We start from the raw sequence: 16,985 nt of genomic DNA on the forward strand, positions 1-16,985 counted from the left end.
CAAACGGCTTATCAGGCAAACAGCCCGGGTATCACCGATATCGGGCAGGGGAATCATTCCATCTGCCGTGCGGGTGCGAGGAGTTCGGGGATGATGCACTGGTTCGAGGGGCCACTGGCCGCTTTTGACACGGAGACAACAGGCGTGGACGTCGAGCAGGACCGGATCGTTTCGGCCGCTCTCGTCGCGCAGGACACCGCCGGCGGTCGCGTCCGCGTCACGCGCTGGCTGGTCAATCCGGGGGTTCCGGTCCCGCCGGGGGCGACGGAGGTCCACGGTCTGACCGACGATCACCTTCAGCGCAACGGCCGTTGGCCCGCCCCGGTGATGGACGAGATAGCCCGGGCCCTGGCGGAGAGCTGCGCGACCGGCCGGCCGCTGGTCGTGATGAACGCCCCCTTCGACCTGACGCTGCTGGACCGGGAGCTGAAACGGCACCGGGCGTCGTCGCTGGCCCGCTATCTGGACGGGGTGCCGATGCGCGTGGTGGATCCGCGGGTGCTGGACAAGCACCTGGACCGCTACCGCAAGGGCCGTCGTACGCTCACCGATCTGTGCGCGAGTTACGAGGTGGTGCTCGACGGGGCCCATGACGCGGCGGCCGACGCCACGGCTTCGCTGGAGCTGGTGCGGGCGGTGTGCCGGCGCTTCTCCACCCGGCTGGAGCGGCTGTCGCCGGCGGAGCTGCACGCCCTCCAGGCGACCTGGCACGCGGCCCAGGCGCGTGGTCTGGAGGCGTGGTTCGCCAAGAGCGGGACGCCGGAGACGGTGGACCCGGCGTGGCCGCTGCGCCCGGAACTGCCCGCGGCGGCGTGAGGGTCCGAGGCTCGGGACATGCGAAAGCCGGTCCGCGTGATGCTGGCGGACCGGCCTTCCCCGGTGGGCGATACTGGGTTCGAACCAGTGACCTCTTCGGTGTGAACGAAGCGCTCTCCCACTGAGCTAATCGCCCGGGAACGGGTTGAACCATACAGGGCTCCGAGGGCTTCGTTCAAACTCCTTCCGGTCGGGCTCTACTCAGGGAGCCGCGGCCGGGAAGTGAGTATCCGAGCGCATGTACGGGCCCGGGGGCCGGGGCCACACTCCCGTACATGGAACACGTGCCCCCGCCCGCCGAGGAACTGGCCCGCCTCGACCGAGAACTGGCCGAGCTGGACGCCCGCCGGGCCCAGCTGCTGACCCGGCGCGCCTGGCTGCTCGCCGCGCTGCGGCCGACCGTGCCGACGGCCGCCCCGGGCTGGAACCCGTCCGGCTGGGGAGCGCCTCCCGGCACCCCGGCGCAGCCGTGGGGCCAGGTGCCGAAGCGGCCCTCCGCCCCGCGCGGCGCGCAGAACGTCCTGCTGACGCTGGGCGGCCTGCTGCTGACGGTCGCGGCCATCGCGTTCACCCTGGTCAGCTGGGGTTCGATGGGGATCGGCGGCCGGTCGGCGGTGCTGGCCGCGGTGACCCTGGGGGCGCTGGCCGCTCCGGCGGTGCTGCTGCGCCGGGGGCTGGCGGCCACCGCGGAGGCGCTGGCGGCGCTGGCCCTGGTGCTGACGCTGCTGGACGTGTACGCGGTCCACGCGGTGGCCGCGCCGGACACCGACGGACTCGGCTTCACGGCCCTCGCGTCGGCGGTGCTCGCGGCGCTGTGGACGGCGTACGGGCTGGCGCTGGGCAAGCTGCGCCTGCCGTTGCCGGCCGCCGTGGTGCTGGCCCAGTGGCCGCTGCTGTTCTGGGCCTGGGCCGTGGGCGCACCGGCGCCGGTGGTCGGGTGGGCGCTGCTGGCCACCGCGGTGCTGGACGGGGCGATCGCCCTGTGGGGCAAGGGCGCCGGGGTGCGGGTCACGGCGTGCGTCGGTGGAGCGGTGATGGGCTTCTCGGCCCTGATGGTGGGCCTGGCGCTGTCCCTGACGGCCCCGGGGCCGCTCGGGGCGGTGGCTCCGGGCGTGCTGCTGCTGACGGCCTCGGCGGCGGCCGTGGCCGGGGCGTGGCGCGCGCCGAAGGGTTTCGCGCGGACGGGTGGTGCGGTGGCGGGGCTCGCGGCGGTGGCGGCCGTCGGCGGCGTACCGGCGGCGGCGCTCCCGGCGGGCTGGCGGGTGCTCGCGTACCTGCTGTGCGGTCTCGCGTTGACGGCGGTCGTCCGTTCCCGGCTGCCGGGCCACGCCGCGCGCGGGGTACTGGCGGCGTCGGGGGCGGTGGTGGCCGGCGCGCTGGTGTGGGCGCTGCCGCCGCTCGCGGCGGTGCTGCTGGGGCCGGTGACGGTGCTGTCGGACGTGTGGGCGGGGACGCCGGACGGCTTCCGGTCCGCGCTGGGGTCGACGCTGCCCTGGTCGGAGCTGGCCGCGGCCCCGGTGGTGCTCGCGCTGGTGGCCGGGCTGCTGGGGGCGGCGTACCGGTGGTGGCCGTCGGTCGTCCGGCTCGCGGCGCCGTTGGCCGGGCCGACGACGGCGGACGCCGGCCCCCCGGCAGCACCGGCAGCGGGAGCCCCGGGCACGGATGCGCCGGGCGCGGCCGGGGGCGCTGCGCCGTGGCCCGGCTGGTCCGGCTGGTCCGGCCGGCCCGGTGCGGGGGCCGGTGGTCGCGGGCGGCCTTCCGCGGCGACGCTGCGCGGGGTCGTCGGCGCGGGCGCGGTGGCGCTCGGCTGGGGGGCCCTCCTGCTGGCCGGCGCGCTGCTGGACGTGCCCCACGCGCTCGCGCTGGCCGGGGAGACGGCTCTGGTGGGCGTCCTGCTCGCCCTGGCGGTCCGGGGTGGCGGCGCCGAGCGGGGCGCGACGGCGATGCCGGTGACCGCTCTGGTGGCTTCGGTGGCCGGGGCGGTGAGCGCCGGGCTGCTGTCGCTGGCGTCCGAGGGGGCCTCGTACGCGGTGTTCGGCGCGCTGGCGGCGCTGTTCGCCGGGGCCGCTCTGCGGGCGGGCGCCGGGGTGCCGCGTGCGGTGTTCGCGGTCGCCGCGGTGGTCTGGGGCACCGTGATCACGGGGTTGGCGGGCCGGTCCCTGGGGCTCGCCCCGCACGAGGCCGCCCCGCTGATGCTGCTGGTGCCGGCGCTGACGGTGCTGCTCGGGGCACGACTGCGGCGGAACCCGGTGGCCTTGCCCGTGGAGCTGACGGGAGCGCTGGGCGCGCTCGTCGCCGTGGGGCTCGCGGTGTCCGACGCGCCGTTCCTGGCCCTGGTGCTGGCGCTGTGCGGGGTGCTGGCGGCGGGGACGGCGGTGCGGCCGGAGCGGCGGCCGGTGGCGGGCTACCTGGCGGCGACGCTGTTCGTGCTGGCCACGTGGGTGCGGCTGGCGGCCTCGGAGGTGTCGTTCCCGGAGGCGTACACGCTGCCGGTGACGGTGCCCGCGCTGCTGGTCGGTGCGGCGCGGCGGCGCCGGGACCCGGAGGCCTCGTCGTGGACGGCGTACGGGCCGGGGCTCGCGGCGACGCTGCTGCCCAGCCTGGCGGTCGCCTGGACCGACCCGGACTGGCTCAGGCCGTTGCTGCTGGGGACGGCGGCGCTGGTGATCACCCTGCTCGGCGCGCGCCACCGGCTCCAGGCGCTGCTGCTGCTCGGCGGGACGGTGCTGGCACTGGTCGGCCTGCACGAGCTGGCGCCGTACGTGGTGCAGGTCGCGGGTGCGCTCCCCCGCTGGCTCCCGCCCGCCCTGGCCGGGCTGTTGTTGCTGGTGGTCGGAGCGACGTACGAGCAGCGGCTGCGGGACGCCCGCCGTCTGAAGGACGCGCTGGGGCGGATGCGGTGAGCCGTGCCCGGTCCGGGGGCGCGCAGGTCACGGCGTCCCCGGGCCGGGCGCCAGTGGCGTGGGCAACGCAGAGGGCCCGGGAGACGGAATCCGTCTCCCGGGCCCTCTGTCCGGGTGGGCGATACTGGGTTCGAACCAGTGACCTCTTCGGTGTGAACGAAGCGCTCTCCCACTGAGCTAATCGCCCGGGCGCACCGCAAACATTACCCCATGTCAGCGGTGCTCCCGGACCGTCCCCGGGCTACTCGCTGATCTTCCACGGCATGGTGAGCCCGAACTTCCAGACGTAGATCCCGGCCAGCACCGCCATGATCACGAGCCCGAGCGTGGTGAGGATGATGTTGCGCCGCCGGACCTTGGGATCGAGGGCCCGCTGCGCCGCCTCGGTGACCTTGCGCTTGGTCCAGCGCAGCACCAGCTGGGCCCAGACGAACTCGGTCGCCCAGATCGCCATGCCGCCGAAGATCACCAGCCAGCCGGGGCCCGGCAGCACCAGCATGAGCACACCCGCGATCACCACGCCGAGACCGACGATGAAGACACCGACCTGCCAGCTCAGGTGGAGCGCCTTGGACGCCTTGATGAAACCCGGCGCCCGCGAGCCCAGCGCGCGTTCCTCCCGGTCCGATTCCCCCGTGGCGGATACCGGGGACGCCTGCTCGGCGACCTTGCTCCGCTCGTCACTCTCCGCGTTCATGAAGCTCAACTTACCCGACCTGTCTCCGTCACTGGAATGGGCGCATAACTCAAAGTTACACGCCGCTGAGCGGGGGACCCGAAGCGTCACAAATGGGTCAGAGGGGTTTACAACGCCACCGTAGGTGGCATGTCGATTTCGCCGACGTGCGAATCCCCGAGCGCACACTGAGCGAAAGGCCCTGGCGCTTATGAACACCACGGTCAGCTGCGAGCTGCACCTGCGCCTCGTTGTGTCGAGCGAGTCCTCACTGCCTGTACCCGCGGGCCTGCGGTATGACACGGCCGATCCCTATGCCGTGCACGCCACCTTCCACACCGGAGCGGAGGAGACGGTCGAATGGGTATTCGCCCGCGACCTCCTTGCCGAGGGGCTGCACCGGCCCACCGGCACCGGAGACGTCCGCGTCTGGCCATCTCGTAGTCACGGTCAAGGCGTCGTATGCATCGCCCTGAGCTCCCCAGAGGGAGAAGCCCTGCTCGAAGCCCCGGCGCGGGCCCTGGAGTCGTTCCTGAAGAGGACCGACGCCGCGGTTCCGCCCGGCACCGAGCATCGTCACTTCGATCTCGACACGGAGCTCTCCCACATCCTGGCCGAGAGCTGAGCCAGGCAGAGAGCCGCTCTACGCCGTCCGACTCGGGGCGACGGCGTCGTGCTGACAACCGCATAGGGCAGACACCGGCGCCGTCGTCGCGGAATCCACCGCGACGACGGCGCCGGCGCGTTCCCCGCCGCGCCGCCGGAGGGGTCCGTTCCGCTCTCCGCCGGGCCCGCACCGGGCCCGGCACCGGCCGGCCGAGCCAGTAGAGTCAGCCGCCATCGGCAGGCGCCCGCCCGCCGGAAGGCCAGGGAGCGAAGCGTGCTGATCCCTCACGACACCCGGATCGCCCTCGACGCGGTGGTCGATCTGGTGAACACCGCACCGGAGAGCGAGCCGCCGGGGGACGACCCCGGCGACAGACACGCGGGCGGGCCCGAGGACGGTCTCCCCGACATCGCCGCGCTGTACGCCTTCGCGGAGCGCCATCTCATCAGCGGGGTCGGCACCCTCGGCGAGAAGGACCTCGGCGCCGTGCGCGACGTCCGGGCCCGCTTCGCCGAGGTCTTCGCGGCGCCCGACGCCCGCGTCGCCGCCGACCTGGTCAACCGGCTCGTCGCGGCGGCCGGGACCACCCCGCAGCTCACGGACCACGACGGCTACGACTGGCACGTGCACTACTTCGCCCCGGACGCCTCGATCGCCGACCATCTCGCGGCCGACTGCGGCATGGCGCTGGCCTTCATCATCGTGGCGGGCGAGCAGGAGCGGCTGCGGCGCTGCGAGGCCCCGGACTGCGGGCACGCGTTCGTCGACCTGTCGCGCAACCGCTCCCGCCGCTACTGCTCCAGCCGTACGTGCGGGAACCGGCTCCACGTCGCGGCGTACCGGGCCCGGCGCAAGGAAGCCGCGGGCTGACGCCCGGCACGGTGGCGCGAGGCGTCACAGCACGAAGAGATCGTGCAGCGCGGCCATCAGCAGCAGGCCCCCGATCACCGTCAGGAAGATCATCAGGGGCGGCTGGGAGAGCGCGAAAAGACAGCCGCGGGCCTCTTCGGCGGGGGGTGCGGGGGCATCGCCCCGGGAAGTGTCCACCATCTCGGGGTGATCATGACGCACCGGCGGCGGTGTTGGCGATCAACCGGCTTCATTCTCCCGGGAGTTCACCGTCCCGTGGCCATCGATATTCGCTCCGGCGTACGGGGAGCCGTCAGACATTCGGACCGCCGCCCGGAACGCACGCCGGCGGGGCCGGCCGACGCCTCGGACGCCGCGCTTCTCAGATGCCGTGCTTCTTGAGGATCGCCTCGATGTCGCTGAAGTCGTCGCCGGGGGCGGCGGCCTCCTGCTTCTTCCCGGAACGCGCCTTCGGCTTCGCGGCCGCCGCGGGTCCCGCCGCACCGCCCGCCCCCAGCGAGGGGGCGGATGCCGCGGGGGCCACCGCCTCGTTCCGTCCGGCGGCCCGCGCGGCCTTGCGCTCCGCGCGGGTGGTGCCGCTGCGGCGCTCGATGGCGCGGGTGGTCATGAACAGCAGCCAGGAGAGGCCGAGCACCCCGAAGCCGAGCCAGACGCTCGGCTTGAAGGCGATCCCGGCGACCCACTCGACGACCCCGGTCAGCACGAGCCCGACCGGGACCAGGGAATAGGCGGCGATCCTCGTCGCGGTGAGGAACCGCTTGCGGTAGGCGGTCACCGCGGCGATGCCGAGGCCGGCCGCCGACACCGCGGAACAGATGGTCTCGGCAAGCATCAGGGCCTCCAGGCGCAGGGGTACACGTCCCTTCCATCCTGCACCGGCGACCGCCGTCGGGGCCACGGCGGTCGTCCACCTCAGGGACATTTCAGGGCCGGGCTCCTCCCCAGGGGGTGGCCGGGTGCCGGTTGGGACGCGCCCGCCCGGCCTGGAAGACTGGGCACATGAGCGATTCCTCCCCCGCGGCGCCGGTCGTCCTCGACCTCTGGTGCGATCTCGAATGCCCCGACTGCCACCGAGCCCTCGACGACGTGCGTGCCCTGCGCGCCCGCTACGGGGACGGCGTCGAGATCCGGCTGCGGCACTTCCCGCTGGACAAGCACAAGCACGCCTACGCCGCGGCCCAGGCGGCGGAGGAGGCGACGGACCAGGGCAAGGGCTGGCCGTACATCGAGGCCCTGCTGTCCCGCACCGCCGATCTCGGGCGCACGGGTGAGCCGGTGCTCCTCGCCGTGGCACGCGAACTGGGCCTGGACGCCGAGGAGTTCGACACCGCGCTGATCGACGGGCGGCACCTGCTGATCGTCGACGCCGACCACGCGGAGGGCAAGGCGATCGGTGTCACCGGTACGCCCACCTATGTGATCGGCGACGAGCGGCTGGACGGCGGCAAGAGCCAGGACGGGCTGCGCGAGCGGATCGAGGAGATCGTCGACGGCGTCCTGGCCGCACGGGACAGGTAGCGGTCGGCAGCGGCTAGAGCGCCTTGGCCAGGTTGTAGCGCGTCGTCGTGTAGCCGAGGGACTCGTACAGCCGCAGGGCGGGGGTGTTGGTGGCGAAGACGTGCAGGCCGAGCCGGTCCGCGCCCCAGCCGCGGGTGATGCCCTCGGCGAGCAGCATCAGGGTCCGGCCGTGGCCACGGCCCCGGTGCTCCTCGCGCACCTCGACGTCGAAGACGAACCCGGCGTCGCCACCGGGCGGCAGCTCCCGGCGTGCCACCCACACGTGGCCGACGACCCGGCTCGCCCGCACCAGCACCTCGAAGTGGGTGCCCTCGGTCGCCAGTCCGTCCGGCAGGAGGCCGGCGTGGTCGGCCTCGGACTTGAGCCGGGCCTGCTCGGGCGGCACCCCTCGGTCGATCCAGTTCCGCGCGTAGGCGCGCACCGCCTCCCGCCGCCACGCGGCGAACTCCTCGTCGCCCATCGCGCGCGAGGTGAGGCCCTCGGGGAGCGCGGCGGTGTCCGCGCCGAGCTCCTTGACCATGTTGCGGCTGCGCTCGGTGTAGCCGAGGGAGGCCGCGAGACGGCGGGCGGGGTCGTTGTCGGCGGGGACCTCCACCCGCACCCGGGTGCAGCCCCACCCCCGCAGCACCTCCTCGGCGGCGAGCGCGGCGATGGTGCCCCGGCCGCGTCTGCGCCGGGGCTCCTCGACGCTGAGCGAGCGCAGCACCCCGGCGGTCGCGCCGAACGCGTCGTCGGTGCTGATCGCGACGGCGCCGACGGGCCGCCCGTTGTCGCACACGTCGTAGTGGCGGGCCCGCGCGCCGTCGGCGCCCTGCTGAAGCGGCCCGGACGGCCGGAGTGTCGTGGTCATCAAGGGGTTGTATCCCCTGGGCGACGCCCCGTCACGCGCTTTTCTGGCCGCCGGGGCCCGGTTACGGGTCGAGGTCGTCGCCGGCCCGCTCGGCGAAGATCCGCATGGCCTTCGCCGTCACCGGCCCGATCTCCGGGGTCAGCTCGCGGCCGTCCACCCGGTGGACGGCCTGGATGTCCCGGAGCGTCGAGGTCAGGAACACCTCGTCGGCCTCGGCGAGGACGTCCATCGGCAGGTCGGTCTCCTCGGCCCCGGTCCACTCCACGGCCAGCGCGCGGGTGATCCCGGCGAGGCAGCCGGAGGTCACCGGCGGGGTGTGGACGCGACCGTCGAGGACGACGAACACGTTGGATCCGGTGCCTTCGCAGAGGCGGTCCGCGGTGTTGGGGAACAGCGCCTCGGAGGCGCCCCTCTCCCGTGCCCGGGCCAGCGCGACGACGTTCTCGGCGTACGAGGTGGTCTTCAGGCCGACGAGCGCGCCGCGTTCGTTGCGCGTCCAGGGAACGGTGATCACCGCCGTGCTGTCCGGGCGCCGGTTCACCCCGTCGAGGGCGACGACGAGGCTCGGCCCGTCGGTCCCCCGGTCCGAGCCGAGCGGGGACAGCCCGCCGGTGCAGGTGATCCGCAGGCGCCCCAGGGCGACGGGGTTGGCCTCGACGACCGCGGCGACGGCGCGGCGCACCTCGTCGTGGTCCGGATCGGGCAGTCCCAGACCCCGGGCGGACCGGGTGAGGCGGGCGAGGTGCCGGGTCAGCGCGAAGGGGCGTCCCTCGCTGGTCCGCACCGTCTCGAAGATGCCGTCGCCCACGGTCAGCCCGTGGTCGAGCACCGACAGCCGGGCGTCGTCGGCGTCCCGCAGTCCGCCGTTGACCCAGATCCTCATCACGCGGTCCCTTCCGTCTCCAGATGCGCCCCCGACGCTACAGCGAGCAGCCGGGAGGCCTTGAGCTCGGTCTCGTCCCATTCGCGTTCCGGGTCGGATCCCCAGGTGATCCCGGCCCCGGTCCCGAACCGCAGCAGGGGCGCGGGCCCGGTCCGGTCGATCCAGAAGGTCCGTATCCCGACGGCGAGCGAGGCCGTGCCCCGGTCGGCGTCGACCCAGCCGATGGCCCCGCAGTACGGTCCGCGCGGGGCCCGCTCCAGCTCGGCGATGATCCGCAGTGCGCTGGACTTCGGCGCCCCGGTGACCGAGCCGGGCGGGAAGGCCGCCGAGAACAGCTCGGGCCAGCCCGCCCCGTCGGCCAGCCGGCCCCGGACGGTGGAGACCAGGTGGACGAGGCCCGGGTGTTTCTCGACGACGCAGAGGTCGGGGACGCTCACGCTTCCGGTGGCGCAGACCCGGCCGAGGTCGTTGCGGACCAGGTCCACGATCATCACGTTCTCCGCGTGGTCCTTGGCCAGCAGGTCGTTCTCGGTGCGGCCGGTGCCCTTGATCGGCCCGGACTCCACGGTCCGTCCGTCGCGCCGGAGGAAGAGTTCCGGGGAGGCGGTGGCGACCTCGACGCCGTGGCCCGGCAGCCGGATCGTTCCCGCGTACGGGGCGGGGTTGCCGCGCGCGAGCAGCGAGGTCAGGGCGTCGACATCCGCCCCGGCCCCGCCGCCGGGGAGCGGTGCGGACAGCACCCGGCAGAGGTTGGCCTGGTAGACGTCGCCCGCCGCGATGTGTTCACGGATCCGCCGGACGCCCGCCGTGTAGGCGTCACGGTCCAGCGAGGAGGTCCAGTCGCCGGTGGCGGGCCCGCGCCACGCTCCGGGCACGGGAGGGGGCACCGCCTCCTGGCGCACATCGGAGAAGCGGGCGCAGACGGGACGCCCTTCGAAATCGGCACATACCGCCCAGAAACCGGATGAGTCGAGAGCCGCGGGATCGTGGGTCACATCCTGCAGACCGGAGGCGATGAGGCCGTCGAAACGGGCCAAGGGGGCGAGGTCGGACACGCGAATGAGTCTAGGACGGTGCGCGGTGACCTGCGTCGGGGCGAGGTCACCGCAGCACGCTGCACAAACGCGTTTTTGTACTGGCCCAGGAATCCGCTAGAGTTCAACACGTCGCCGGGACGCGCAAGCGAACCGGGAAAGACAAGCGGACGTAGCTCAGTTGGTAGAGCGCAACCTTGCCAAGGTTGAGGTCGCCAGTTCGAACCTGGTCGTCCGCTCGCAGAAGGTGGGGGATTCTTCCCGAGCCCCCATCCCTGGTGGAGTGGCCGAGAGGCGAGGCAACGGCCTGCAAAGCCGTCTACACGGGTTCAAATCCCGTCTCCACCTCCAAGGACGATTAGCTCAGCGGGAGAGCGCTTCCCTGACACGGAAGAGGTCACTGGTTCAATCCCAGTATCGTCCACTGATCCGCAAGGATCACCGGTCCGCAAGGATCCCCGCGCGATTAGCTCAGCGGGAGAGCGCTTCCCTGACACGGAAGAGGTCACTGGTTCAATCCCAGTATCGCGCACGCAGTACACGCAGGTCCGCCCCGCGCGATTAGCTCAGCGGGAGAGCGCTTCCCTGACACGGAAGAGGTCACTGGTTCAATCCCAGTATCGCGCACCACACGAGAACCCCCGGTCGTCTCCACGACCGGGGGTTCTTTCGTCGCACGGCCCGTCACCTCGGTGTCCCGGCGGCACAGTGGCCGCCGGGACACCGAGCGAACGAACACCGGAAACGATCAGGACGAGAACAGCATCCGGCCGAAGCCCTTCTGGCGGTGGTGGCCGTAGTGCCCACCGTGACCGCCGTGCTGCGGCGCGCCCCAGGCGGGGGCGTGGGCGGCGGGAGGAGCGGCCGGGTAGGCCTGCGGGGCGGGGGGCGCGGGCGGGGCCTGCTGGGACCACTGGGACTCCAGGCGGGTGAGCGACTCCAGCTCGCCGTAGTCGAGGAATATCCCCCGGCAGCCGCTGCACTGCTCGATCTGGACGCCGTTGCGGTTGTACGTGTTCATCGGTGCGTGACACTTCGGACACTGCATCATCGGCTCGGCTCCTCGCCCTCGTTGTGCCGTCGCCGGAATGTCTGCCCGGCCACGGTCCGTTCACCCTACGACGCGGGATCGGTGGCCAACTGGGGCGGCAACGTAGCGATTCGGGCACAGGATTCGATCATCAGCTGTTCGAGCTCGTCCGGATCCCGTTGCTCCGCGGCGCACTTGGCGAGGGCGAGCGCCGCCGTCTGCACCGTCAGCGCGCGGGCCGGAACGTCCAGTGCGGGCCAGGGGTCCCCGTCGGCGGGCACCGCGGGTCCCCCGGCGGACCGGTAGGCGTCCAGGAAGGCGGACCAGTCCTCGGCGGCCAGGAGTCCGGCGGCGTACCAGGCGGCGGGCCGGCCGAGGTCCCAGGCCGGATCGCCCACCCCCGCGTCGTCCACGTCGATGAGCAGCCAGGGCCCGTCGGGGGCGGGGTGGCGGACGAGCTGGCCGAGATGCAGGTCCCCGTGGCACAGGAAACCGTCCCTCCGGGCGGGCGCCGGGGTCTCGCCCCGGGCCCAGGGCGGCAGGGCCCGCCAGCCGGCCAGCACGGGCAGGACGGCCGGGTCGCCGGGAAGGGCGGCGGACATCCGGGCGACGGCCCGCGCGGCCTTGGCCGGGCCACGCGTCGGCGGAAGCCGCGGCGGCGGCTCCGTCCGGTGCAGACGGGCGAGCAGCACCGCGGCCTCGGCCCAGGGAGCCGCCCCGGGGTCGTCGGGATCGACGGGCGTGCCGAGCGGCCAGAGGGTGACCGGACGGGCACCGGGACCGGCGGGCGGCGGGAGGGTGAGCGGCGGGAGCAGGATGCCGGTGAGCCGCGGGTCGGCGGCCAGGGCGAGCCGGGCGGCCAGCGCCTCGCGGTCGGTGTCGGCCGCGTGCGCCTTCGCGACGATCGCGCCGCTGCGGACCACCGTGCCGTCGGGCCGGTCGGCGAGGATCTGCGGCGGCTCGCACCCGCAGCGCGCCGCGGCGGGATGGGAGAGGCGGTGCGCGAGGGCGCCCAGGTCACGGACGACTGAGCTCTGGGTGGTGGTCAACGGTTCCCCCGGGGGCGGTCGGCCCGGCGTGGCACCGGTCCCGCCGTGAGCGTAACGCGCCGGGCCGTCCGCGCCGGCAGCCGCCGACCGGGCCGGATCGTCGAAGAAGCGCCTCCGGGGCCGCTTCCTTCGGAGGCCGGAGCACCCGACGGAACAGCGAAGGGGCCCGGACAGCGCGATGCCCGGTCAGCTCCCCAGCTGACCGGACAAACGCTGCCGTCCGCCGCACCCCCGTCCCCACGGGGCTGTTGGCCGGATGTGCGGGTCCGGACCGCTCTTCCGGACCTCGGGCGCCGCTCAGCGCCCCAGCATCACCGCCACGGACGACGCCTGTGTGACCACCGCTTCCCAGCCGCCGAAGACGACCGCCAGCAGGGCCGCCAGGGGAAGGACCATCGCCGTCGCCACCAAGGGGTGGCGGGTGCCGGACGAACGCGTGCCGAACGCGGCGTACGCCCTGCGTCCCCGCGTGCGGACCATGGTCCGCGCTGCCGTGTCCGACATGGTTCCTCTCCTGACCTGATGGGGAGCGGCGGGCGTGTGACCTCGGGGGACGAGTGCTGCGCCCGCCGCTTGACCTCAACATTAGGTAACCGGCGAGCACGGGGCGTCATGCCCGCGTACCTAATCCCGGGCCTCCCGGAGGATGAGCCGTCGTCGGTCCGCGTACTCCCCTGGGTGGAGACGGACCACCGGAGGTTGGGGTCATCCCGGAGGGGACGCCCGGGACCGTTCGTCACGGTTCGTGGCGTCGGCCGGTCCCCGGGGCGCGTGTGCCGGGTGACTTCACTCACGCCGACCGCCCGGCGGACCGTCGCCCGGCGCCCGGGGGCCCTCCGGGACACCACCCGGCCATGGGCCCGGGCGGTGGTCGCGGGCTCCGTGACGGTCGCGTCCCGCGGCTGCGGCGGTGATCCAATCGCCCCTGCTCGACGGCCCCTTGGGCGGGCCGGGCGGCCCGGGGGCCCCGATCCGCCGTGCCCTGACCCCTCTTCACCTCTCCCGCCCGGCACGGACAATCGAATCCCCCGCGAGGGCGCGGCCTCTGAGCGCGCCGGGCGCGGGGTACGTAAGCTGTGCCTCGTCAGGCGGACCAGGCAGCGGGGATGGGCAGACGATGGCGATGATGCGGCTCCGGCGCGAGGACCCGCGTCTCGTCGGCTCGTTCCGGCTGCACCGGCGGCTCGGCGCGGGCGGCATGGGCGTCGTCTACCTCGGCTCCGACCGGCGCGGCCAGCGGGTGGCGCTCAAGGTGATCCGGCCCGACCTGGCGGAGGATCAGGAGTTCCGCTCGCGGTTCGCGCGCGAGGTGTCGGCGGCCCGGCGGATCCGCGGCGGCTGCACGGCCCGGCTGGTCGCCGCCGATCTGGAGGCGGACCGCCCCTGGTTCGCGACGCAGTACGTGCCCGGCCCCTCCCTGCACGACAAGGTCGCCGAGGAGGGCCCGCTGGCCGCCGCCGAGGTCGCCTCGATCGGGGCGGCGCTCTCCGAGGGTCTCGTGGCGGTGCACGAGGCGGGGGTGGTCCACCGCGACCTGAAGCCCTCGAACATCCTCCTCTCCCCCAAGGGCCCGCGCATCATCGACTTCGGCATCGCCTGGGCGACCGGGGCGAGCACGCTCACCCATGTCGGTACGGCGGTGGGGTCGCCGGGGTTCCTCGCGCCCGAGCAGGTCCGGGGCGCGGCCGTGACGCCCGCGACGGACGTCTTCTCGCTCGGCGCGACCCTGGCGTACGCGGCGATGGCCGACTCCCCCTTCGGGCACGGCAGTTCCGAGGTGATGCTGTACCGCGTGGTGCACGAGGAGGCGCAGCTGCGCGGGGTGCACGACGCGTTGGCCCCGCTGATCAGCGCCTGTCTGGCGAAGGATCCGGAGGAGCGGCCGAGCACGCTGCAACTGTCCATGCGGCTCAAGGAGATCGCGGCGCGCGAAGCGCAGGGGCTGCACGAGAGCCGGCCGCCCGTCCAGCGCTCCGCCCAGGACGCCGACCGGCCGACCGGCCGGATGGCCGACCCGTACGCCGATCAGCACACCCGCCGCTCGGAAGGCCCGTCCGGCTCCCGGCCCCAGCCGGGCAGGCGCGGCGCGTCCGGGCGTTCGGGGCCGCCGCGCACCGGTGGCTCGCGCCCGCAGCAGGCTTCGCGTGACACGACGCGGTCCGGGAGGCGGCAGGGGCCCCCGCCCGGGACGAACGGCCGGCCGGGAACCCGCTCCGGGGGGCGTACGACCTCCGCGGGGCGGCGTCCGGCCAATCCGCGGCTGCTGCGCCAGCGGCTGGTGGTGTTCGTCGTGGTGACGCTGCTGGTGGCGCTGGGCATCGCGACGGCACAGGGCTGCCAGGGGCCGGCGCGCGGGCTGGGCGGCGGGGCCGGGGTGGAGCAGCAGCATCGGGCGCCGCAGGCGCAGGCCGCGCAGGAGCCGCCGCGGCCGTCCTGACGCCGGGACCCGGCCGGGCCCGGCCGTGCTCAGCTCTCCGGGCGTCCCGTGGCCACCGCGTAGAAGGCGACCGCCGCCGCGGCGCCCACGTTCAGTGAGTCGACACCGTGCGCCATCGGGATGCGGACCCAGGCGTCGGCGGCCATCAGGGCCTGCGTGGACAGTCCGTCGCCCTCCGCGCCGAGCATCAGCGCCACCCGCTCCAGCCGGTGCGGGGCCGCCTCGTCGATGCTGGTGGCCTTGGCGTCCGGGGTGAGGGCGAGGAGCCGGAAGCCGGCCTCCCGTACCCCTTCCAGTGCCTTGGGCCAGGCTTCGAGCCGGGCGTAGGGGACGGAGAAGACGGCGCCCATGGAGACCTTGACGGAGCGCCGGTAGAGCGGGTCGGCGCAGTCCGGGGAGAGCAGGACCGCGTCCATGCCCAGGGCCGCCGCGCTGCGGAAGATGGCGCCGATGTTGGTGTGGTCGTTCACCGATTCCATGATCACCACCCGGCGCGCGGTGGCGAGCAGTTCCTCGGACGCGGGCAGCGGCTTGCGCTGCATGGAGGCGAGCGCGCCGCGGTGGACGTGGTAGCCGGTGACCCGTTCGGCCAGCTCGGGGGCGACGGCGTACACCGGGGCCGGGACCTCGTCGATGACGTCGCGCATGACGTCGACCCACTTGGCCGAGAGCAGCATCGACCGCATCTCGTAGCCGGTCTGCCGGGCTCGGCGGATCACCTTCTCGCCCTCGGCGATGAAGAGGCCTTCGGCGGGTTCGCGCCGTCGCCGCAACTCCACGTCGGTCAGGCCGATGTAGTCGCTCAGCCGGGGGTCGTCGGGGTCGTCGACGGTGATGAGTTCTGCCACAGGGTGATACTGCCTTGTCCGGTGAGTGGTGCCAACGCCTGGGAGGGAGATGGGTAACCGCGGGTTACTTCATTCCTGGTCGCCCGGCCGGTCCTGACCGGTTGCCGGTGCGGAGTCCGGGCCGACCGCGACGACCTCGCCGATGACGATCACGGCGGGCGGGCGCACGTCCTCGGCCACGGCGCGCTCACCGACGTCCGCGAGGGTCGCGTCGACGCGGCGCTGGGCGGCGGTGGTGCCCTCCTGGACGAGGGCGACCGGGGTGGCCGGGTCCTTGCCGTGGGCGACGAGGGCGGCGGCGATGGCGCCGATCTTGTCGACGGCCATCAGCAGGACGAGGGTGCCGCGCAGCCGGGCTATGGCCTCCCAGTCGACCAGGGAGCGCGGGTCCTCGGGGGCGACATGGCCGCTGACCACGGTGAACTCATGGGCGACGCCCCGGTGGGTGACCGGGATGCCGGCCGCGCCGGGGACGGAGATGGTGCTGGAGATCCCGGGGACGACCGTGCAGGGGATGCCCTCGGCGGCCAGCGCCTGGGCCTCCTCCATGCCGCGGCCGAAGACGAACGGGTCGCCGCCCTTGAGCCGGACGACGGACTTGCCCGCCTTGGCGTGCTCGATGAGCGCCTGGTTGATCGCCTCCTGGGCCATGAACCGGCCGTACGGGATCTTGGCGGCGTCGATCACCTCGACGTGCGGCGGGAGTTCGTCGAGCAGGTCACGGGGGCCGAGGCGGTCGGCGATGACCACGTCGGCCTCGGCGAGGAGGCGCCGGCCGCGCACCGTGATCAGGTCCGGGTCGCCGGGGCCGCCGCCGACGAGCGCGACGCCGGGGGTGCGGGTGCGGTGGTGCGGGGCGGCGAGGGTGCCGTCGCGCAGGCCTTCGACGATGGCGTCGCGAAGGGCGGCGGAGTGCCGGGGGTCGCGGCCCCGGGGAGTGGTGTTGAGGACGGCGACGGTGATGTTGTCGATGCGGCCGGTCGCGGGGGTCCAGGCGGTGGCGGCCTCGGCGTCGTCGGCCCGGACACACCAGGTGCGGGTGCGCTCGGCCTCGGCGGAGGCGGCGTCGTTGGCCGCGGTGTCGGAGGAGGCGATCAGGGCGTACCAGGTGTCGGCGAGGTCGCCGTCCTCGTAGCGGCGGCGCTCCCAGCGGATCTCCCCGGCGTCCGCCATGGCCTCGACGGAGGGCGTCGCGGACGGGGAGACCAGGGTGATGACGGCCCCGGTGGCGATGAGCTGCGGCAGCCTGCGCTGGGCGACCTGGCCGCCGCCGACCACGACGACGCGGCGGCCGTACAGGCGCAGGCCTACGGGGTACGCGGGGTGGTCGGCGTGGTCGGCGTGCTCGGCCATGGCGGTACGGCTCCTCGTGCGGGTGCTGCGTTGCGTGCCGCTGCGGCGGTGGAGCGGCTGTGACGTGCGGAAAGCGGGGGTGCGGGTGGGAACACGATACGGGGTGGGGGT

At 74.0% G+C, this 16,985-nt stretch carries 17 protein-coding genes and 7 tRNA genes; 11 read left to right on the forward strand and 13 right to left on the reverse strand.

All coding sequences use genetic code 11. The features are described 5' to 3' along the window. Nucleotides 1-90 precede the first annotated feature (90 nt). Complete coding sequence (locus DTB53_RS05635; protein WP_003970313.1) at nucleotides 91-816, forward strand: 3'-5' exonuclease; 726 nt, start codon at nucleotides 91-93, stop codon at nucleotides 814-816. 64 nt (nucleotides 817-880) lie between these two features. On the opposite strand, the gene DTB53_RS05640 is transcribed toward DTB53_RS05635, so the two are convergent. Then, a tRNA-Val gene (locus DTB53_RS05640) sits at nucleotides 881-952 on the reverse strand. Nucleotides 953-1,091: 139 nt separating this feature from the next. On the opposite strand from DTB53_RS05640, the gene DTB53_RS05645 reads away from it, so the two are divergent. Continuing rightward, on the forward strand, nucleotides 1,092-3,719 hold the full coding sequence (locus DTB53_RS05645; RefSeq protein WP_012381663.1) for an SCO7613 C-terminal domain-containing membrane protein: 2,628 nt from the start codon (nucleotides 1,092-1,094) through the stop codon (nucleotides 3,717-3,719). A gap of 115 nt (nucleotides 3,720-3,834) precedes the next feature. On the opposite strand, the gene DTB53_RS05650 is transcribed toward DTB53_RS05645, so the two are convergent. Then, nucleotides 3,835-3,906: transfer RNA gene (locus tag DTB53_RS05650), tRNA-Val, on the reverse strand. A 54-nt stretch (nucleotides 3,907-3,960) separates the two neighbouring features. After that, nucleotides 3,961-4,416, reverse strand: a complete 456-nt coding sequence (locus DTB53_RS05655) for a TIGR02611 family protein (protein ID WP_003970311.1) — start codon at nucleotides 4,414-4,416, stop codon at nucleotides 3,961-3,963. 190 nt (nucleotides 4,417-4,606) lie between these two features. Between DTB53_RS05655 and DTB53_RS05660 the strand changes: the two genes are divergently transcribed. Together DTB53_RS05660 and DTB53_RS05665 are read left to right on the forward strand one after the other, a co-directional pair. Next, entirely contained in the window at nucleotides 4,607-5,020 is a 414-nt protein-coding gene (locus DTB53_RS05660; RefSeq protein WP_003959770.1) for an SsgA family sporulation/cell division regulator, read from the forward strand. Nucleotides 5,021-5,275: 255 nt separating this feature from the next. Beyond that, the gene (locus tag DTB53_RS05665) at nucleotides 5,276-5,872 is read left to right on the forward strand and encodes a CGNR zinc finger domain-containing protein (protein ID WP_012381662.1); all 597 of its coding nucleotides are present in this window, start codon (nucleotides 5,276-5,278) and stop codon (nucleotides 5,870-5,872) included. 24 nt (nucleotides 5,873-5,896) lie between these two features. On the opposite strand, the gene DTB53_RS36795 is transcribed toward DTB53_RS05665, so the two are convergent. Next, nucleotides 5,897-6,052, reverse strand: a complete 156-nt coding sequence (locus tag DTB53_RS36795) for a hypothetical protein (protein WP_003970309.1) — start codon at nucleotides 6,050-6,052, stop codon at nucleotides 5,897-5,899. Between the two features lie 181 nt (nucleotides 6,053-6,233). Beyond that, complete coding sequence (locus DTB53_RS05670) at nucleotides 6,234-6,704, reverse strand: hypothetical protein (RefSeq protein WP_012381661.1); 471 nt, start codon at nucleotides 6,702-6,704, stop codon at nucleotides 6,234-6,236. A gap of 167 nt (nucleotides 6,705-6,871) precedes the next feature. Here DTB53_RS05670 and DTB53_RS05675 point away from each other — a divergent pair, with 167 nt between their 5' ends. After that, complete coding sequence (locus tag DTB53_RS05675; protein WP_003970307.1) at nucleotides 6,872-7,390, forward strand: DsbA family protein; 519 nt, start codon at nucleotides 6,872-6,874, stop codon at nucleotides 7,388-7,390. A gap of 13 nt (nucleotides 7,391-7,403) precedes the next feature. Here DTB53_RS05675 and DTB53_RS05680 read toward each other — a convergent pair whose 3' ends face one another. From DTB53_RS05680 to DTB53_RS05690, 3 genes are all read right to left on the reverse strand, one after another. Continuing rightward, complete coding sequence (locus tag DTB53_RS05680) at nucleotides 7,404-8,240, reverse strand: GNAT family N-acetyltransferase (protein WP_003970306.1); 837 nt, start codon at nucleotides 8,238-8,240, stop codon at nucleotides 7,404-7,406. Between the two features lie 61 nt (nucleotides 8,241-8,301). Continuing rightward, on the reverse strand, nucleotides 8,302-9,123 hold the full coding sequence (locus tag DTB53_RS05685) for an aminotransferase class IV (RefSeq protein ID WP_012381659.1): 822 nt from the start codon (nucleotides 9,121-9,123) through the stop codon (nucleotides 8,302-8,304). Further along, nucleotides 9,123-10,178, reverse strand: a complete 1,056-nt coding sequence (locus tag DTB53_RS05690; RefSeq protein ID WP_012381658.1) for a chorismate-binding protein — start codon at nucleotides 10,176-10,178, stop codon at nucleotides 9,123-9,125. The genes DTB53_RS05685 and DTB53_RS05690 overlap by 1 nt, the downstream gene beginning before the upstream one ends. Nucleotides 10,179-10,323: 145 nt before the next feature. Between DTB53_RS05690 and DTB53_RS05695 the strand changes: the two genes are divergently transcribed. The 5 genes from DTB53_RS05695 (at nucleotide 10,324) to DTB53_RS05715 (ending at nucleotide 10,787) form a co-directional block, all read left to right on the forward strand. Next, nucleotides 10,324-10,396 (forward strand) — tRNA-Gly (locus DTB53_RS05695). A gap of 38 nt (nucleotides 10,397-10,434) precedes the next feature. Next, nucleotides 10,435-10,508: transfer RNA gene (locus tag DTB53_RS05700), tRNA-Cys, on the forward strand. Between the two features lies 1 nt (nucleotide 10,509). After that, nucleotides 10,510-10,581 (forward strand) — tRNA-Val (locus DTB53_RS05705). A gap of 36 nt (nucleotides 10,582-10,617) precedes the next feature. Beyond that, nucleotides 10,618-10,689 (forward strand) — tRNA-Val (locus DTB53_RS05710). Nucleotides 10,690-10,712: 23 nt separating this feature from the next. Continuing rightward, nucleotides 10,713-10,787 (forward strand) — tRNA-Val (locus tag DTB53_RS05715). A gap of 118 nt (nucleotides 10,788-10,905) precedes the next feature. On the opposite strand, the gene DTB53_RS05720 is transcribed toward DTB53_RS05715, so the two are convergent. The 3 genes from DTB53_RS05720 to DTB53_RS05730 all read right to left on the reverse strand — a co-directional run bounded on the left by DTB53_RS05720 (nucleotide 10,906) and on the right by DTB53_RS05730 (nucleotide 12,740). Next, complete coding sequence (locus DTB53_RS05720) at nucleotides 10,906-11,208, reverse strand: TFIIB-type zinc ribbon-containing protein (RefSeq protein WP_003970303.1); 303 nt, start codon at nucleotides 11,206-11,208, stop codon at nucleotides 10,906-10,908. A 65-nt stretch (nucleotides 11,209-11,273) separates the two neighbouring features. Then, nucleotides 11,274-12,236: a phosphotransferase family protein gene (locus DTB53_RS05725; RefSeq protein WP_012381657.1), complete on the reverse strand. Its 963-nt coding sequence runs from the start codon at nucleotides 12,234-12,236 to the stop codon at nucleotides 11,274-11,276. 297 nt (nucleotides 12,237-12,533) lie between these two features. Beyond that, nucleotides 12,534-12,740, reverse strand: a complete 207-nt coding sequence (locus DTB53_RS05730) for a hypothetical protein (protein WP_012381656.1) — start codon at nucleotides 12,738-12,740, stop codon at nucleotides 12,534-12,536. Nucleotides 12,741-13,353: 613 nt separating this feature from the next. Between DTB53_RS05730 and DTB53_RS05735 the strand changes: the two genes are divergently transcribed. Then, entirely contained in the window at nucleotides 13,354-14,673 is a 1,320-nt protein-coding gene (locus DTB53_RS05735; protein ID WP_012381655.1) for a serine/threonine protein kinase, read from the forward strand. Between the two features lie 29 nt (nucleotides 14,674-14,702). Here the strand turns inward: DTB53_RS05735 and DTB53_RS05740 are convergent, their stop codons facing one another. After that, nucleotides 14,703-15,521, reverse strand: a complete 819-nt coding sequence (locus DTB53_RS05740) for a TrmH family RNA methyltransferase (protein ID WP_003970298.1) — start codon at nucleotides 15,519-15,521, stop codon at nucleotides 14,703-14,705. Nucleotides 15,522-15,590: 69 nt separating this feature from the next. Next, nucleotides 15,591-16,874 carry a uroporphyrinogen-III C-methyltransferase gene (gene cobA, locus DTB53_RS05745; RefSeq protein WP_012381654.1) on the reverse strand — a complete coding sequence of 428 codons (1,284 nt, stop codon included), beginning with the start codon at nucleotides 16,872-16,874 and terminating at the stop codon, nucleotides 15,591-15,593. Between the last annotated feature and the right edge of the window lie 111 nt (nucleotides 16,875-16,985).

Origin of the sequence: Streptomyces griseus (assembly GCF_900460065.1) — a bacterium.
In the GTDB taxonomy this organism is placed as follows: Bacteria; Actinomycetota; Actinomycetes; order Streptomycetales; family Streptomycetaceae; genus Streptomyces; species Streptomyces griseus.

What these genes read in the sequence shown, in the direction of transcription:
- DTB53_RS05635 (WP_003970313.1), top strand. Translation starts at nt 91, where the DNA reads ATGATGCACTGGTTCGAGGGGCCACTGGCCGCTTTTGACACGGAGACA.
- DTB53_RS05645 (WP_012381663.1), top strand. Translation starts at nt 1,092, where the DNA reads ATGGAACACGTGCCCCCGCCCGCCGAGGAACTGGCCCGCCTCGACCGA.
- DTB53_RS05655 (WP_003970311.1), bottom strand. Translation starts at nt 4,416, where the DNA reads ATGAACGCGGAGAGTGACGAGCGGAGCAAGGTCGCCGAGCAGGCGTCC.
- DTB53_RS05660 (WP_003959770.1), top strand. Translation starts at nt 4,607, where the DNA reads ATGAACACCACGGTCAGCTGCGAGCTGCACCTGCGCCTCGTTGTGTCG.
- DTB53_RS36795 (WP_003970309.1), bottom strand. Translation starts at nt 6,052, where the DNA reads ATGGTGGACACTTCCCGGGGCGATGCCCCCGCACCCCCCGCCGAAGAG.
- DTB53_RS05670 (WP_012381661.1), bottom strand. Translation starts at nt 6,704, where the DNA reads ATGCTTGCCGAGACCATCTGTTCCGCGGTGTCGGCGGCCGGCCTCGGC.
- DTB53_RS05675 (WP_003970307.1), top strand. Translation starts at nt 6,872, where the DNA reads ATGAGCGATTCCTCCCCCGCGGCGCCGGTCGTCCTCGACCTCTGGTGC.
- DTB53_RS05680 (WP_003970306.1), bottom strand. Translation starts at nt 8,240, where the DNA reads ATGACCACGACACTCCGGCCGTCCGGGCCGCTTCAGCAGGGCGCCGAC.
- DTB53_RS05685 (WP_012381659.1), bottom strand. Translation starts at nt 9,123, where the DNA reads ATGAGGATCTGGGTCAACGGCGGACTGCGGGACGCCGACGACGCCCGG.
- DTB53_RS05720 (WP_003970303.1), bottom strand. Translation starts at nt 11,208, where the DNA reads ATGATGCAGTGTCCGAAGTGTCACGCACCGATGAACACGTACAACCGC.
- DTB53_RS05730 (WP_012381656.1), bottom strand. Translation starts at nt 12,740, where the DNA reads ATGTCGGACACGGCAGCGCGGACCATGGTCCGCACGCGGGGACGCAGG.
- DTB53_RS05735 (WP_012381655.1), top strand. Translation starts at nt 13,354, where the DNA reads ATGGCGATGATGCGGCTCCGGCGCGAGGACCCGCGTCTCGTCGGCTCG.
- cobA (WP_012381654.1), bottom strand. Translation starts at nt 16,874, where the DNA reads ATGGCCGAGCACGCCGACCACGCCGACCACCCCGCGTACCCCGTAGGC.